The 14841-nt window shown below is 64.5% G+C and carries 14 protein-coding genes; 7 read left to right on the top strand and 7 right to left on the bottom strand.

What is annotated here, in order from left to right; genetic code table 11:
- Position 1: 1 nt before the first annotated feature.
- A complete protein-coding gene (locus Azoinq_RS04835) occupies positions 2-433 on the top strand; it encodes a hypothetical protein (protein ID WP_232368561.1) in 432 nt (143 codons plus the stop codon).
- Between the two features lie 55 nt (positions 434-488).
- The gene (locus Azoinq_RS04840) at positions 489-1238 is read left to right on the top strand and encodes a HesA/MoeB/ThiF family protein (protein ID WP_216131672.1); all 750 of its coding nucleotides are present in this window, start codon (positions 489-491) and stop codon (positions 1236-1238) included.
- An 85-nt stretch (positions 1239-1323) separates the two neighbouring features.
- Here the strand turns inward: Azoinq_RS04840 and ribD are convergent, their stop codons facing one another.
- The 5 genes from ribD to pmbA all read right to left on the bottom strand — a co-directional run bounded on the left by ribD (position 1324) and on the right by pmbA (position 6393).
- Entirely contained in the window at positions 1324-2409 is a 1086-nt protein-coding gene (gene ribD / locus Azoinq_RS04845) for a bifunctional diaminohydroxyphosphoribosylaminopyrimidine deaminase/5-amino-6-(5-phosphoribosylamino)uracil reductase RibD (RefSeq protein ID WP_232368562.1), read from the bottom strand.
- 14 nt (positions 2410-2423) lie between these two features.
- A complete protein-coding gene (gene nrdR / locus Azoinq_RS04850; RefSeq protein ID WP_216131669.1) occupies positions 2424-2918 on the bottom strand; it encodes a transcriptional regulator NrdR in 495 nt (164 codons plus the stop codon).
- Positions 2919-2934: 16 nt separating this feature from the next.
- Positions 2935-4185: a serine hydroxymethyltransferase gene (gene glyA, locus Azoinq_RS04855; protein WP_216131666.1), complete on the bottom strand. Its 1251-nt coding sequence runs from the start codon at positions 4183-4185 to the stop codon at positions 2935-2937.
- 154 nt (positions 4186-4339) lie between these two features.
- Positions 4340-4987, bottom strand: coding sequence for a histidine phosphatase family protein (locus Azoinq_RS04860; protein ID WP_216131663.1), 648 nt, complete (start codon positions 4985-4987; stop codon positions 4340-4342).
- A gap of 2 nt (positions 4988-4989) precedes the next feature.
- Complete coding sequence (pmbA, locus tag Azoinq_RS04865) at positions 4990-6393, bottom strand: metalloprotease PmbA (RefSeq protein WP_216131660.1); 1404 nt, start codon at positions 6391-6393, stop codon at positions 4990-4992.
- Positions 6394-6414: 21 nt separating this feature from the next.
- Between pmbA and yjgA the strand changes: the two genes are divergently transcribed.
- Together yjgA and mog are read left to right on the top strand one after the other, a co-directional pair.
- A complete protein-coding gene (gene yjgA, locus Azoinq_RS04870; protein ID WP_232368563.1) occupies positions 6415-7062 on the top strand; it encodes a ribosome biogenesis factor YjgA in 648 nt (215 codons plus the stop codon).
- On the top strand, positions 7062-7652 hold the full coding sequence (mog, locus tag Azoinq_RS04875) for a molybdopterin adenylyltransferase (RefSeq protein ID WP_216131657.1): 591 nt from the start codon (positions 7062-7064) through the stop codon (positions 7650-7652). Before yjgA ends, mog begins: the two co-directional genes overlap by 1 nt.
- Before the next feature lie 80 nt (positions 7653-7732).
- On the opposite strand, the gene Azoinq_RS04880 is transcribed toward mog, so the two are convergent.
- Entirely contained in the window at positions 7733-9268 is a 1536-nt protein-coding gene (locus Azoinq_RS04880) for a hypothetical protein (RefSeq protein ID WP_216131654.1), read from the bottom strand.
- Positions 9269-9452: 184 nt separating this feature from the next.
- Between Azoinq_RS04880 and Azoinq_RS04885 the strand changes: the two genes are divergently transcribed.
- The 3 genes from Azoinq_RS04885 to Azoinq_RS04895 are packed head-to-tail and all read left to right on the top strand — an operon-like array spanning position 9453 to position 12527.
- Positions 9453-10274, top strand: a complete 822-nt coding sequence (locus Azoinq_RS04885) for a thymidylate synthase (protein ID WP_216131651.1) — start codon at positions 9453-9455, stop codon at positions 10272-10274.
- A gap of 15 nt (positions 10275-10289) precedes the next feature.
- Positions 10290-11939: a glucose-6-phosphate isomerase gene (gene pgi / locus Azoinq_RS04890; RefSeq protein ID WP_408627111.1), complete on the top strand. Its 1650-nt coding sequence runs from the start codon at positions 10290-10292 to the stop codon at positions 11937-11939.
- Between the two features lie 42 nt (positions 11940-11981).
- Positions 11982-12527: a dihydrofolate reductase gene (locus Azoinq_RS04895; RefSeq protein WP_216131645.1), complete on the top strand. Its 546-nt coding sequence runs from the start codon at positions 11982-11984 to the stop codon at positions 12525-12527.
- A 66-nt stretch (positions 12528-12593) separates the two neighbouring features.
- Here Azoinq_RS04895 and Azoinq_RS04900 read toward each other — a convergent pair whose 3' ends face one another.
- Complete coding sequence (locus Azoinq_RS04900) at positions 12594-14840, bottom strand: arginine/lysine/ornithine decarboxylase (protein ID WP_216131642.1); 2247 nt, start codon at positions 14838-14840, stop codon at positions 12594-12596.
- Position 14841 lies beyond the last annotated feature (1 nt).

Genomic DNA, 14841 nt, shown 5'->3' on the forward strand with positions numbered 1-14841 from the left:
TATGCAGCGCACCATGGACATCCCCGGGGGGGCGCCCCGAGACACCCAGAAGCGCCGGGAAATTCTCTTTTCCCGTTTCCCACCGGGCCAGGTTCCCGAGGCCCGGACCCTGCTGGAGGGCCTACCCGCCCTCCAGGTGGCGGATCACCGGGATAGGCCCGCACTCAGCGTGGCCTATCGGCTGGAAAACTACACCTTGCAGGGACTGGAAGCCGGGCTCACGGACCAGGGCTTTCACCTGGACAACACCCTCTTGGCCAAGCTGCGCCGGGCCCTGATCTACTACGTGGAAGAAACCCAGCTACACAACCTGGGCGCCCCCACCAAACCCCTGAAAGACAACAGCAGAGACGCTGCCTACGTGCAGGCCTGGGACCGGGAACTCCACGGTGACCGGGACGACACCCCGGAAGAATGGCGCCACTACCGCTGACCTTTCCCCTCCCCCTCTTCTTCCGGGCCGGTTCTACCGGCCCGATGTTTTCCCCATGGACGACCAGCAACTTCTCCACTACAGCCGCCACATTCTTCTAGAACCCATCGGTATCGAAGGTCAGGAGCGCCTGCTCCAATCCCGGGTATTAATTGTGGGAGCCGGGGGGCTGGGCTCCCCCGCCGCCCTCTACTTGGCGGCCGCCGGGGTGGGACGTCTGGTGCTGGCGGACGGAGATACGGTGGATTACACCAATCTGCAACGGCAGATTCTCCATAGCCCGGATACGGTGGGCATGGCCAAGGCCCTGTCCGGAGAACGGCGCCTACACCAGCTCAACCCAGAATGCCGGGTGGAGGCCCTGACCCGGCGCCTGGAAGGGGAAGACCTGGAAGCCCAGGTAGCCCTGGCGGACGTGGTACTGGATTGCTGCGACAATTTTCCCACCCGCCATGCCGTAAACCGGGCCTGCGTGGCCCAGAAAAAGCCCCTGGTGTCCGGTGCTGCGGTGCGCTTCGACGGCCAGATCAGCGTCTTTGACCAGCGCCAGGAAGATGCTCCCTGCTACCACTGCCTGTTTCCCGAAGGGGAAGATGTGGAGGAGCTGCGCTGCGCCGTCACCGGGGTCTTCGCCCCCCTCACCGGCATCATCGGCGCCATGCAAGCCGCGGAAGCCCTCAAGCTCCTGGTGCCCTGCGGTACCCCCTTGAGCGGCCGCCTATTGTTGCTGGACGCCCTGACCATGGAATGGCGCAGCATCCGCCTGGCGAAAGACCCGGACTGCCCGGTCTGCGGGCATCATTAGGGCTTCCCCTGCTTTGGGGCAGCCCGAGGTTGCCCCTGCGCTCCGCCGCCCGGACCCGGGCAAGCACCCACAGTCCCTGAGGGTTTCAGGCCCGCCGGGCCAGAATACGAAGATCCGTACCGACCTGGCGCAGGTCGTGGAAGCGCCAGTGGGGCGCCGCCTCCAGACTTTCCAGATCCGGCCAGTCCAGGAGCCCCCGGCCGCCCCCACCGATCAGGCAGGGAGCCAGATACCAGAGCAGTTCATCCGCCAAGCCCTGAGCAATGAGCGCCCCGTGCAGCCGGGCGCCCCCTTCTCCATGGACCTCATTTAAGCCCCGGCGCCCCAGTTCCGCCAGCAGACCGGGCAAATCCACCCGGCCATCGGCCCCTGGCAACACCAGCACCTCCGCCCCCTGATCCTGCAAGGAGCGGGCTTTGGCCCCGTCCTCACAGGCCGTCACCACCAGGGTGCCGCCCCCTTCCAGGATCCGGGCGTTCCCCGGGGTAACCAAATGGCTATCCACCACCACCCGCAGGGGCTGACGTTCCGTTGCCACGCCCCGTACCGTGAGTTGGGGATCATCCGCCAACACCGTGCCGCTGCCGGTGAGAATGGCACAGGCCCGGGCCCGCCAGCGGTGGCCATCCTGGCGCGCCGCCGGGCCCGTAATCCATTGGCTAACCCCGTTGGCCAGGGCCGTGCGGCCATCCAAACTGGCCGCCCCCTTGAGGCGCAGCCAGGGGCGCCCCCGGGTCATCCGGGCGATAAAACCAATATTCAGTTCCCGGGCTTCCTCCGCCAGCAGACCCGCAGCAGTGGCAATGCCCGCCGCCCCGATGCGGGCTAAGCCTTGTCCGGAAACCAGGGGATTGGGGTCTTCCATGGCCGCCACTACCCGGGCCACCCCGGCCTGGATCAAGGCGTCGGCACAGGGGGGAGTCCGGCCGAAATGGCTACAGGGCTCCAGAGTCACATAGGCGGTGGCGCCCCGGGCCGCTTCCCCCGCCGCCCGCAGGGCATGGACCTCCGCATGGAGGCCACCGGCTTTTTGATGCCAGCCTTCGCCAACGATCTGACCGTCCTTGACCAGGACACAGCCGACCCGGGGATTGGGGGAAGTGGAAAAAAGGCCTTGGGCAGCCAGGCGCAGGGCCCGCGCCATGAAGCGGTGATCCTGGGCGTCGAACATGGGAGGGAGAGAAATCAGGCGTCGCGGGAACGACGGGGAGGCTTGGGGGACACCGGGCTACGGGGGGTGACTTCCCGCACCGCGTGGGAAAACTCGTCCACGTCTTCGAAATTGCGATAGACGGAGGCGAAGCGGACATAGGCGATCTTGTCCAGTTTCTTCAATTCCCGCATGACCATTTCACCTAGCTTTTCCGAGGGCATTTCCCGTTCCCCCAAAGCCAGGAGTTTTTCTTCAATGCGGGCAATGGCCCCTTCCACGCTTTCCGTGGAAACGGGCCGCTTGCGCAGGGCCAGCCAGAGGCTGGCGGCCAGCTTTTCCCGGCTGAAATCCACCCGGGAACCGTTTTTCTTGACCACCTGGGGCAGGCGGATTTCCGCCCGCTCGTAGGTAGTGAACCGCTTCTCGCAGGAGAGGCAGCGGCGGCGACGGCGCACGATGTCGCCGTCGTCGTTGATGCGGGTATCGACGACGGTGGTGTCAGGAGCGTTGCAGAATGGACACTTCATCCGTCGGCGATTCCCTTTAGGCCCCGTAAACCGGGAACTTGGCGCAAAGAGCGGACACCTTGGCCCGCACTTCCGCCAGCTTGGCTTCATCTTCCGGGGCGTCCAGCACGTCGGCCACCAGATGGGCCACCTGTTCCGCTTCCAGCTCGGTGAAGCCCCGGGTGGTCATGGCCGGGGAGCCGATGCGAATGCCGGAGGTGACAAAGGGCTTTTCCGGGTCATTGGGGATGGCGTTCTTGTTCACCGTGATGTGAGCCTTGCCCAGAGCGGCTTCCGCCAGCTTGCCGGTGATTTTCTTGGCCCGCAGATCCACCAGGAAAACGTGGGATTCGGTCCGACCGGAGACAATGCGCAGGCCCCGTTCTTCCCCCAGCACCCGGGCCATGACCCGGGCGTTGGCCAGCACCTGTTCCTGATACACCTTGAATTCAGGGGACAGGGCTTCCTTGAAGGCCACGGCCTTGGCGGCGATGACGTGCATCAGGGGACCGCCTTGCAGGCCCGGGAAAATGGCGGAATTAATGGCTTTTTCGTGCTCCGCCTTCATCAGGATGACGCCGCCCCGGGGACCGCGCAGGGTCTTGTGGGTGGTGGTGGTCACCACATCGGCGTGGGGCACCGGGTTGGGGTAGCAACCGGCAGCTACCAGACCGGCGTAGTGGGCCATGTCCACCCAGAGGATGGCGCCCACTTCCTTGGCGATTTTGGCGAACCGTTCGAAATCGATGCGCAGGGAGTAGGCGGAGGCACCGGCCACGATAATCTTGGGCTTGTGTTCCTTGGCCAGGGCTTCCAGCTTGTCGTAATCGATTTCTTCCTTGGCGTTGAGGCCATAGGAAACGGCGTGGAACCACTTGCCGGACATGTTCAGAGCCATGCCGTGGGTCAGGTGGCCACCTTCGGCCAGGCTCATGCCCAGGATGGTGTCACCGGGCTTGGCAAAGGCCATGAGCACGGCCTGATTGGCCTGGGAGCCGGAATTGGGCTGCACATTGGCGGCTTCGGCACCAAAGATTTTCTTGACCCGGTCGATGGCCAGTTGTTCGGCCACGTCCACGTATTCGCAACCGCCGTAATAGCGCTTGCCGGGATAACCTTCCGCGTATTTGTTGGTCAGCTGGGAGCCTTGGGCTTCCATCACCGCCTTGGAAACGTAGTTTTCGGAGGCGATCAGCTCGATGTGATCCTCTTGGCGACGGTTTTCGTTTTCGATCGCCTGCCAGAGTTCGGAATCCACTTTTGCCAGGGTTTGTTGCGCGGAAAACATCGGGGGAGCCTTTCAAGCCATTGAAAAGGGGGGAAATTGTATCATGTCAATCCCCCCCGCAGAAAACCTCGTGCCCCTTTTTGGGGAAAACCCTTAGGCCGTTCCCGCCTGCCTCCCCGGGGAACCGGTCCTTGGCCCCCCAGCCCGCCCCGTTTCAGGCGTTGGCCAACTCGTCCAGGCTGCCGGGCTGGAGGTGTTCCGTGCAGGCCCAGGCTTCCACCACCCAGCCTTCCCCTTCCCGACGCACCCAGTTGAAGCCGGCGTTGGGAATCTGGAAATCCCGGGGCGCCTCCAGGGGCAAAGCCCGCAGGTAGCGGTTGAGAATATCCAGTACCCCGCCGTGGGTCACCAGCACCACCAGCCCCCCGGGATGGGCCTGGGCCAGGGCTTCCAGGGCCGGGGCCACCCGGGCCCGCATCTGCACCAGGCTTTCCCCGCCCCCGGGCACCCCGTAGGCCGGGTCCCGGATTTCAAAAGCCCGATAGGCCTCCGGATGCTGGGCCCGGGCCTCGTCGTAGGTCAGGCCCTCGAAAATACCGTAACGCCGTTCCCGGAACTGGGGCGCCAGCACCGGAGCCAGGCCCAGGCAGGCGCCGATGCGCTCGGCGGTGCTCCGGGCCCGGGTCAGATCGCTGCTGTAGAGGGCCGCCACCGGCTGCCCCGCCAGGGCCCGCCCGGCCAAAGCCGCCTGGGCCTGGCCGGTGTCGCTCAGGCCAATGTCGGTTTGACCCTGGATGCGCCGTTCCGCATTCCAGGGGGTTTCCCCGTGGCGGACCAGACAGAAGCGGGTGGCCGCCCCCATGGTCAGGCCCCGGCCACGGTCATGCGCTCGATGAGCACGGAGCCAGACTGCTTGGAGCCCCGCACCACCACATCGTTACCGATGGCGCCGATGTTGAGGAACATGTCCTTGAGATTGCCGGCGATGGTGATTTCTTCCACCGGATGGACGATTTCCCCATTTTCGATCCAGTAACCCGCCGCGCCTCGGGAATAGTCCCCGTTCACGTAATTCACCCCCTGGCCCAGCAGTTCGGTCACCAGCAGCCCCCGCTTCAGGCCCCGGATCAGGCCGTTCAGGTCTTCCTGGCCCGACTTCAGGATCAGGTTGTGGCAGCCCCCAGCGTTACCCGTGGTGGTCATGCCCAGTTTGCGGGCGGTGTAGACGCTGAGGAAATAGCCGTTCAGCACCCCATCCGTCACCACTTCCCGGGAACGGGTAGCTACTCCGTCGTTATCGAAGGGGCCGGAGGCCAGACCCTTGGGCAGATCGGGCCGTTCGCTGATCTGCACCAGAGGGGAAAACACTTTCTTACCCAGGCTATCCACCAGAAAGCTGGCCTTGCGGTACAGGCTGCCACCGCTGGCCCCATAGACGAAATTGCCCAGCAGGGCGCAGGCCACGGGGGCCTCGAAAATCACCGGCACCTGGCAGGTTTTCACCTTGCGCGCCCCCAGTCGGGACAGGGCCCGCCGGGCGGCGTAGTCCCCAATGGTTTCGGGGGCGGGGAAATCCGCCGGGTCCCGGTGGGTGGAATACCAGTCATCCCGCTGCATGGCGGCGTTTTTGCCCGCTTCCCCCGTAATCACGGAGCAGGCGATGTAATGCCGGGAGGTGGGATAACCGCCCCGGAAGCCCAGGCTGTTGGCCGTGGCGAACTGGCCTTCCTGCAAGGACAGGGAGGCCCCTTCGGAATTTTTCACCAGGGGACTTACGGCAAAGGCCGCCGCCTCGCAGCGCCGGGCCAGGTCGATAGCCCCTTCCACCGGAATATCCCAGGGGAAATAAAGGCCCGGGTCCTGCCAATCCTTGGCCAGCCATTCGGCCTCGGGCAGCCCGGCGCAGGGGTCTTCCGCCGTGTAACGAGCAATGTCCAGGGCAGCCGCCACCGTCTGTTTGACCGCCAGAGGGGAAAAATCGCTGGTGGAGGCGTAACCCTTGCGTTGGCCCAGATAGACCGTAATGCCCAGACCCTTGTCCCGGTTGTATTCGATGGTTTCCACCTCCCCTTGGCGCACCGTCACGGACTGGCCGAAACCTTCCGACACATCCGCTTCACAGGCTGAGGCGCCCCCCTTGCGGGCCAGACGGACCGCGTCGTCGGCCAGATTCTGCAAATCGGCCAAAGGCAGGGAAAAACGGCTGGAAACCGGGACCGGCGGGGCTTTTTTCGCGGAAGAGGAACGGGGGGAACGGACTTTGGCCATGGGGACTGCCAGCAGTGAGGGGTGGAAAGCCGCTATCATAGCAGTTTGGCGGCAGCCGCCGCCCCTTCCACCCCGTCTCTCCAAGCCGATCCCATGGACAAGCCCTCTTCCAACGACCAAGACCTGCCGCCCAGTAAAACCCAGCGCAAACGCGCCATGGAAGATTTGCAGGAACTGGGGGAAACCCTGGTAGCCCTGCCCCTGGACCGGCTCAAGCGCCTGCTGGATAAGCAGGACCTGCCCGACATTCTCCGGGACGCCCTGCTGGAGGCCTACCGCATCACCAGCCACGGAGCCCGTAAGCGTCACCTGCAATACATCGGCCGGCTTATGCGGGAAGTGGATCCGGAGCCCCTGCGTCTGGCCCTGGACGTAGTGAACGGCGCCTCCGTGGCGGAAAACGCCCGGCTGCACCGCCTTGAACACCTGCGGGAAACCCTGCTGGACGACGAGCAGACCCTGAACCACATCGCCACCACCTACCCGGGGGCGGACCTGACCCATCTGCGCCAGCTGCGCCGCAACGCCATCAAGGAAAAGGAACAGAACAAGGCCCCCCGTAATTACCGGGCCCTGTTCCAGGCACTCAAGGAGTTGGACGACCGGAGTCTTACGACTCTTGCCCCTCTCGCCCCCACGGGCGGGGAGGAAGACGGGGGGGAAATCTGATGGACCAGGAAATCCTGCGGGTCGGTCTGGTCTCCATCAGCGACCGGGCCGCCACCGGCGTGTATGAAGATAAGGGGCTGCCAGCCCTGGAAGCCTGGCTGGATCAGGCGGTGCTTAATCCCATGGAGCGGGAACGGCGGCTCATTCCGGACGATCAGGCGGGCATTGAAGCCACCCTGAAGGAGCTGGTGGATGAACGGGGCTGCCATCTGGTGCTGACCACGGGAGGCACCGGCCCGGCGCCCCGGGATGTGACCCCGGAAGCCACCCTGGCGGTGGCGGACAAGGTCATGCCCGGCTTTGGGGAACAGATGCGCCAGATCGGCCTGTGTTTCGTCCCCACCGCCCTCCTCTCCCGCCAGGTGGGGGTGATCCGGGGCGGGGCCCTGATCCTTAATCTGCCGGGCCAGCCCAAATCCATCCAGGAAACCCTGGAAGGCCTGCCGGCCCGGGACGGGCAAAAAGCGGTACCGGGTATTTTCGCCGCCGTGCCCTACTGCCTGGATTTGATCGGCGGCCCCTACGTGGAAACCCGGGAATCGGTGGTGGCGGCCTTCCGCCCCAAGTCCGCCCGGCGCCCCAAGGCCTAAGCCCTTCCCCAACCGCCCCCAAGGTCCGGAAGGCCCCACGGGCTTCCGGACACCCCATCCCCACCGGTCCTTGCCAGTCCTTATCCGGCGGCGCTCAGGGGCTGGGCCTGGCGGTAATGGGCGATTTCGTAATCCGACCCGGCTTCCGCCAGTTCCACCGGGGTCAGGAGACCGCCACCGTTACCGGGTAATTCCAGGGCTTCCCGGGGATCAAAGGTGGCCCGGGGCAGCACCAGACGCACCACCCCCGGTTCCCCGTCTTCCAGACGCAGGCCCGGCACCCCGCCGGACAGGGCGTAGGAGGCCGCCATCCGGGGCCGCAGGCTGAGACACTGGGCCTGACGACCCACGGTGCGAATGCCCACCTGGATCAGATCATCCCGCTCCTTCACATAGCGGCGCACCACCCCAATCACCCAGTTGTCCCCTCCGTCCGGGCGCATGGCCAGGAGGGCGCCGACCCGCAGCCAGTCCCCATGGCTGCCCGTCACCGTGGCGCCGAAGCCGCCCCGGCTCACGTCTTCCACAATCCAGCTTTCCGCCGCAGCCGGGTCCAGCCCGGGAAACTGCACCGCCTGCCGGGCCCCATCTAAGCCATGGACCACGGTCATGCGGCTTTTTACCCGGTGCCGGGGATGGTGGCGCTGGGGGGGAATGGGCTGCCAACATTGTTGCAGGTGGCGCAGCACGCCCAGCACCAGGGGCAGGGGATACTGCCCCCCCAGGTTGAGCTCCCCTGGCAGACGGCCCTGCTCCACTTCCCGGGTCAAGTTATTGAGCCGCTCCACCGCCCGGCCGGGGGCCAGAAAATGGAGGGTGGGGCTGGCCTCCGGCTCCATCACCAGACGCATGGGGGCCAGGCCCTGGGCCGGGTCCACCCAGTAAACGCTGTCCGGCCCGGATTGGCGGGAAAAGTTGAAGCCGCCGTAGAAATGGTTGATGAGGCGCTTGGCCAGCTCGATTTCCACGGGCAGCAGACAGTCCATGGAAGAGGCGTAGCACATCAGTACCTTGACGTATTCCCCCCCGGGGGAAGTGAGGCCGTGGGAAGCGGGATAGAGGCCCACCGCCTTGTCCCCCAGCCCCGCCCCTTCCGCCACCAGAAACAGGCGTCCCAGGCGCTGCCACAGTTCCCCGTCGATGGGGCCGTAGCGGAACAGCTGCCACTTGCAATAGACCCCCAGGGCGCCGATGGCCCGGCTCAGGAGCAGGGGCAGATCGCTTTTCAGGTTATCCGCCGCCCGCTTTTCGCCCCCCGTTTCCTGGCCCTCGTAACGGTCCAGACAGGTTTCGTAATTTTTCGCCAGATTAGCCCAGAAACCGGCGCACACGGCCCACAGGCGCTTTTCCTCGGTACGGGAAAGGCGGGGGGAAAGGAGATAGTCCCGGGTCAGGCGTCGCAGATGGGGCTGGGCCGCCTCGTCCAGAGCCCGCACCACGGCAAACAGCTTGTCACAGCGAAAGTCGGTGGCGGAAGGCAGGGATTCCAGCCAACCGTTTATTTCATCCACCGCCCGGAAGGTGTTGTCCAGGGGCAACTCGGCGATGGTGCGTTGCAATTCCTTGGGATCGGCCAGGGGATGATCGGGCTTGGGGGAAAAGAGGTCGAGAATCACGGCGGAAAGACCCTTGCAAAGGGGCTGTCTGGCAGCCAGGGGATGGGCGAAAGTATAACCGGGAATTCCGTTGGGATGGGGCCCGGGCCCGGCCCTAGCCCCCGCCAGGCCCCTTTCCCCCGGGGGAGGGACGGCCGGGGATAGGCTACAATAAGCCGTTTCCAATTCCTTGGGATTCCCCCCCATGCAGCAGTATCTGGACCTCATGCGCCATGTGCTGGACCACGGCCAGGTGAAAGCCGACCGGACCGGTACCGGCACCCGCTCCGTTTTTGGCTGGCAGATGCGTTTCGACCTGGACCAGGGCTTTCCCGTGGTCACCACCAAGAAACTCCACCTGCGTTCCATCATCCATGAGCTGCTGTGGTTTCTCCAGGGAGACACCAATATTGCCTACCTGAAGGCCAACGGGGTTTCCATTTGGGACGAGTGGGCGGACGACAAGGGCGAACTGGGACCGGTGTACGGCAAGCAATGGCGGCGCTGGGAATGCGCCGACGGCCGGGTGATCGACCAGGTGGCCCAGCTGGTAGAAAACCTGAAAAAGAATCCGGATTCCCGCCGTCACATCGTCTCCGCCTGGAACCCGGGGGACGTGGACGCCATGGCCCTGCCCCCCTGCCATTGCCTGTTCCAGTTCTACGTGGCTCCGGCCCCGGAAGGGGCGGCGGATGCCCGGCCCCGGCTGAGCTGCCAGCTCTACCAGCGCAGCGCGGACATTTTCCTCGGGGTGCCATTCAACATCGCTTCCTACGCCCTGCTCACCCTCATGGTGGCCCAGGTCTGCGGCTACCGGCCCGGGGATTTCGTCCACACCCTGGGGGACGCCCACCTCTACAGCAACCACCTGGATCAGGCCCGGCTCCAGCTGTCCCGCAGCCCCCGGCCCCTGCCCACCATGCGGATCAATCCGGAGGTGAGGGATTTGTTCGCCTTCCGCTTCGAAGATTTCCAGCTGGAAGGCTACGATCCCCATCCCCATATCGCCGCCCCGGTGGCAGTCTGATCCCACCCCATGCCCATGGATATCACCCACAGCCCGGAATGGCAGGCCCTGCTGGCCCACCGGGAACAGGTCAAACACCGCCATCTGCGGGACTTTTTCGCCGCCGACCCGGAGCGTTTCAGTCATTTAGCCCTACGCCACAACGACTTTCTCGCTGACTTTTCCAAGCAGCGGGTCAGTCAGGAAACCGTAGCGCTCCTGGTGGCCCTGGCCCGGGCCGCGGAAGTGGAAAGCTGGCGGGACCGGCTTTTTGCCGGAGAGGCCATCAATTTCAGTGAACATCGGGCGGTGCTGCACCCGGCCCTGCGCTTTCTCGGCCCGGGCCCCTTCCCCACAGCGACGGACAATGTGATGCCCCAGGTGCGCCAGGTGCGCCAGCACATGCGGGACTTTTCCGAGCGGGTGCGCAGCGGCCTGTGGCGGGGCTTTTCCGGGGAAGCCATCCGCAATGTGGTAAATCTGGGCATTGGTGGCTCGGACCTGGGGCCGAAAATGGCCGCCAAGGCCCTGTCCGCCTATGAGCATCCCGGCCTCCACGTCCATTTCGTTTCCAACCTGGACGGGGCCCAGCTGGCCCCCCTGCTGGAAACCCTGGATCCCCGCTCCACCCTGTTCATCGTCGCCAGCAAGACCTTTACCACCCAGGAAACCCTGCGCAACGCCCAGACCGCCCGGGAATGGCTGCTAGCCTCCGCCGGGGAAGAAAACCGGGAAGCGGTGATCGCCCGCCATTTCGTGGGGGTAACGGCCGCCACGGAAGAGGCTGGCCGCTTCGGCATTCCTCAGGAAAACCTGTTCGCCATGTGGGACTGGGTGGGGGGCCGCTATTCCCTGTGGTCCGCCGTGGGTCTGGCCCTGGTGCTAACCATCGGCATGACCCAGTTCGAGCGCCTGCTCACCGGCGCCCAGGCCATGGACAAGCATTTTCTGGAAACGCCCCTGGAACGGAATCTGCCCGTGCTCATGGGGCTGCTGGGCATCTGGAACACCAATTTCCTCGGCGCCGAGACCCTGGCCATCCTGCCCTACAATGAGTCCCTGCGCGCCCTGCCCGCCTACCTGCAACAGCTGGAAATGGAGAGCAACGGCAAGACCATTTCCCGCACCGGCAGCCCCCTGGGCTGTCAGCCCAACCCCATAGTCTGGGGAGAAATCGGCATCAACGGCCAGCACGCCTTTTTCCAGCTCCTGCACCAGGGGGGCTGGCTGATTCCCAGCGATTTCATCATTTCCGCCACCAGCGACTATCCCCTGCCCGGCCATAACGGCCCCCTGCTGGCTAATTGTCTGGCCCAGAGCGCCGCCCTGGCCTTTGGCCGCACGGAAGGGGAAGCCCGAGCCGATCTGGAAGGGGAAGGCCGCCAGGAAGCGGAAATCCAGGCCCTGCTGCCCTACAAGGTGTTTGCTGGCAACCAGCCCTCCACCACCCTGGTCCTGCCCCGTCTGGACCCCTATCACCTGGGTCTGCTCCTGGCCCTATACGAGCACAAGGTATTCGTTCAGGGGGTGGTGTGGGGCATTAATTCCTTCGACCAGTGGGGGGTGGAACTGGGCAAGAAACTAGCCCGCCGCCTCCAGCCCGCCCTGGAAGGCCATCCGGACGATTCCCTGGATGCTTCTACCCGGGGCCTGATCGCCTATTGCCGCCGTTACGGCCAGCTCTGAAGCGCCGCCTCTGCCGCCCCCTTTTCCGAACCTTATCGCCCCATGACCTCTGCCCCTGCCACACCCCCCCTGGCCCTCATCGCCGCCGTTGGCGCCAATCGGGCCATCGGTCTCAACAACCGCCTGCTCTGGTCCCTGCCGGAGGATATGGCCCATTTCAAGGCCCTCACCCAGGGGCGTACCGTGCTCATGGGGCGTAAAACCTGGGAATCCCTCCCCCCCCGTTTCCGCCCCCTGCCGGGACGCCGCAATATCGTCATCAGCCGCAACCCGGATTACCAGGCCCCTGGGGCAGAGCTGGCCCACTCCCTGGAAGCCGCCCTGGCCCTGGCAGCCCGCCCCCAAGGGGGGCAAGAGTCGGCCGCGGCCAGCCTGGCGGAGGTGTTTGTCATCGGGGGCGCCCAGCTTTACGGGGAAGCCCTGGCCCTGGCTGACCGCCTCTACCTCACCGAGGTGGCGGACAGCCCGGCGGCAGACGCCTTTTTTCCCCCGGTGGATGGGGCCCGGTGGCCCGAAACGGCCCGGGAAACCCACCGCACGGATTCCGGGCTGATTTACGCCTTCGTCACCCGGGAGCGGGCGGCCTAAGCCCCCGTCCCCCCAAAGAAAAGGGCGCCTCTTGGCGCCCTTTTTCATGTCCAGCCCGAAGCTGGCTTAGCGTTGCCGCACGCAATCCACGAAATAGTGGATTTCCCCTTCAATGTCCGTCTGCACCAGACCGTGGATATCGGTCTCGAAGCCGGGGAATTTATCGTTAAATTCCCGGGCGAATTTCAGGTACTGGACGATGGTCTGGTTGAAGCGCTCCCCAGGAATGAGCAGGGGAATACCGGGAGGATAGGGGGTGAGCAGCACGGAGGTGATGCGCCCTTCCAACTCGTCGATGGGCACCCGGTCGATTTCCCGGTGGGCCATTTTGGCGAAGGCATCTGCCGGACGCATGGCAGGCACCATGTCGGACAGGTACATTTCCGTGGTCAGGCGAGCCACGTCGTTTTCCTTGTAGACGTGGTGAATCTGGCGGCACAGGTCCCGCAGCCCCACCCGCTCGTAGCGGGGATGCTTGGCGACGAATTCGGGCAGCACCTTCCACAGGGGATGGTTTTTGTCGTAATCGTCCTTGAACTGTTGCAGCTCGGTCACCAGGGTATTCCAGCGACCCTTGGTAATGCCGATGGTGAACATGATGAAGAAGGAGTAGAGCCCGGTCTTCTCCACAATCACCCCGTGTTCCGCCAGGTACTTGGTGACGATGGCGGCGGGAATGCCCCGTTCGGCGAATTCCCCGTCCACATCCAGCCCCGGGGTAATGATAGTGGCCTTGATGGGGTCCAGCATGTTGAAGCCTTCGGCCAGATCGCCGAAGCCATGCCACCGGTCCCCGGCCCGCAGCATCCAGTCTTCCCGGTCCCCCATGCCTTCCGCGGCCAGGTAATCCGGGCCCCAGACCTTGAACCACCAGTCGGCGCCCCATTCCTCGTCCACCTTGCGCATGGCCCGGCGGAAATCCAGGGCTTCGGCGATGGATTCTTCCACCAGGGCCGTGCCTCCCGGCTCTTCCATCATGGCCGCCGCCACGTCACAGCTGGCAATAATGGCGTACTGGGGCGAGGTGGAGGTGTGCATCAGGAAGGCTTCGTTGAAGCTGTGCCGGTCCAGTTTGCGGGTCTTGGAATCCTGCACCAGGATCTGGGAGGCCTGGGACAGGCCCGCCAGGAGCTTATGGGTGGACTGGGTGGAAAAGACCATGGATTCCTTGCAGCGGGGCCGGTCCTTGCCGATGGCGTGCATGCCCTTGTAGAAATCGTGGAAGGTGGCGTGGGGCAGCCAGGCCTCGTCGAAGTGGAGGGTATCGATTTTGCCATCCAGCTCGGACTTGATGGCTTCCACGTTGTAGATCACCCCGTCGTAGGTGGACTGGGTAATGGTCAGCACCCGGGGCTTGCCCTTGGCTTCCTTGGCGAAGGGGTGGGCGGCGATCTTTTTCTGGATGTTTTCCCACTTGAACTCGGACTTGGGAATGGGCCCGATGATGCCGTAGTTGTTCCGGGTGGGCATGAGGAACACGGGGATGGCCCCGGTCATCATGATGGCGTGGAGAATGGACTTATGGCAGTTGCGGTCCACCAGCACAATGTCCCCCGGCGCCACGGTGGAGTGCCAAACGATTTTGTTGGAGGTGGAGGTGCCGTTGGTGACGAAATACAGGTGGTCGGCGTTGAAAATTCGCGCCGCGTTGCGCTCCGACGCCGCCACCGGACCGGTATGGTCCAGGAGCTGGCCCAGTTCTTCCACCGCATTGCAGACATCGGCCCGCAGCATGTTTTCCCCGAAAAACTGGTGGAACATCTGGCCCACCGGGCTTTTCAGAAAGGCCACGCCCCCGGAGTGACCGGGACAGTGCCAGGAATAGGAGCCATCCGCCGCATAGTGGGTCAGGGCCCGGAAAAAGGGCGGCGGCAGGGAATCCAGGTAGGCCTTGGCTTCCCGCACCACATAGCGGGCGATGAATTCCGGAGTGTCCTCGTACATGTGGATGAAACCGTGGAGCTCCCGCAGCACGTCATTGGGAATGTGCCGGGAGGTACGGGTTTCCCCGTGGAGGAAAATGGGAATTTCCGCGTTGCGGAAACGGATTTCCTTGACGAAGGTACGCAGGTCCGCAATGGCCTTATCCGCCGCTTCGGGAGAAAAGAATTCCTCATCGTCGATAGACAGAATAAAGGCGGAGGCTCGGCTCTGTTGCTGGGCGAAAGAGGACAGATCCCCGTAGCTGGTCACCCCCAGGACTTCCAGACCTTCATCCTCAATGGCTTTGGCCAGGGCCCGGATACCCAGTCCCGAGGCATTCTCGGAACGGAAGTCTTCGTCGATGATGAAGACGGGAAAACGGAATTTCATC

The organism is Azospira inquinata, assembly GCF_018905915.1.
Classification (GTDB): domain Bacteria; phylum Pseudomonadota; class Gammaproteobacteria; order Burkholderiales; family Rhodocyclaceae; genus Azospira; species Azospira inquinata.

Excerpts from the sequence above, each read along its gene's own strand:
- Azoinq_RS04835 (WP_232368561.1), top strand. The coding sequence starts at position 2 with ATGCAGCGCACCATGGACATCCCCGGGGGGGCGCCCCGAGACACCCAG.
- Azoinq_RS04840 (WP_216131672.1), top strand. The coding sequence starts at position 489 with ATGGACGACCAGCAACTTCTCCACTACAGCCGCCACATTCTTCTAGAA.
- ribD (WP_232368562.1), bottom strand. The coding sequence starts at position 2,409 with ATGTTCGACGCCCAGGATCACCGCTTCATGGCGCGGGCCCTGCGCCTG.
- nrdR (WP_216131669.1), bottom strand. The coding sequence starts at position 2,918 with ATGAAGTGTCCATTCTGCAACGCTCCTGACACCACCGTCGTCGATACC.
- glyA (WP_216131666.1), bottom strand. The coding sequence starts at position 4,185 with ATGTTTTCCGCGCAACAAACCCTGGCAAAAGTGGATTCCGAACTCTGG.
- Azoinq_RS04860 (WP_216131663.1), bottom strand. The coding sequence starts at position 4,987 with ATGGGGGCGGCCACCCGCTTCTGTCTGGTCCGCCACGGGGAAACCCCC.
- pmbA (WP_216131660.1), bottom strand. The coding sequence starts at position 6,393 with ATGGCCAAAGTCCGTTCCCCCCGTTCCTCTTCCGCGAAAAAAGCCCCG.
- mog (WP_216131657.1), top strand. The coding sequence starts at position 7,062 with ATGGACCAGGAAATCCTGCGGGTCGGTCTGGTCTCCATCAGCGACCGG.
- Azoinq_RS04885 (WP_216131651.1), top strand. The coding sequence starts at position 9,453 with ATGCAGCAGTATCTGGACCTCATGCGCCATGTGCTGGACCACGGCCAG.
- pgi (WP_408627111.1), top strand. The coding sequence starts at position 10,290 with ATGGATATCACCCACAGCCCGGAATGGCAGGCCCTGCTGGCCCACCGG.
- Azoinq_RS04895 (WP_216131645.1), top strand. The coding sequence starts at position 11,982 with ATGACCTCTGCCCCTGCCACACCCCCCCTGGCCCTCATCGCCGCCGTT.
- Azoinq_RS04900 (WP_216131642.1), bottom strand. The coding sequence starts at position 14,840 with ATGAAATTCCGTTTTCCCGTCTTCATCATCGACGAAGACTTCCGTTCC.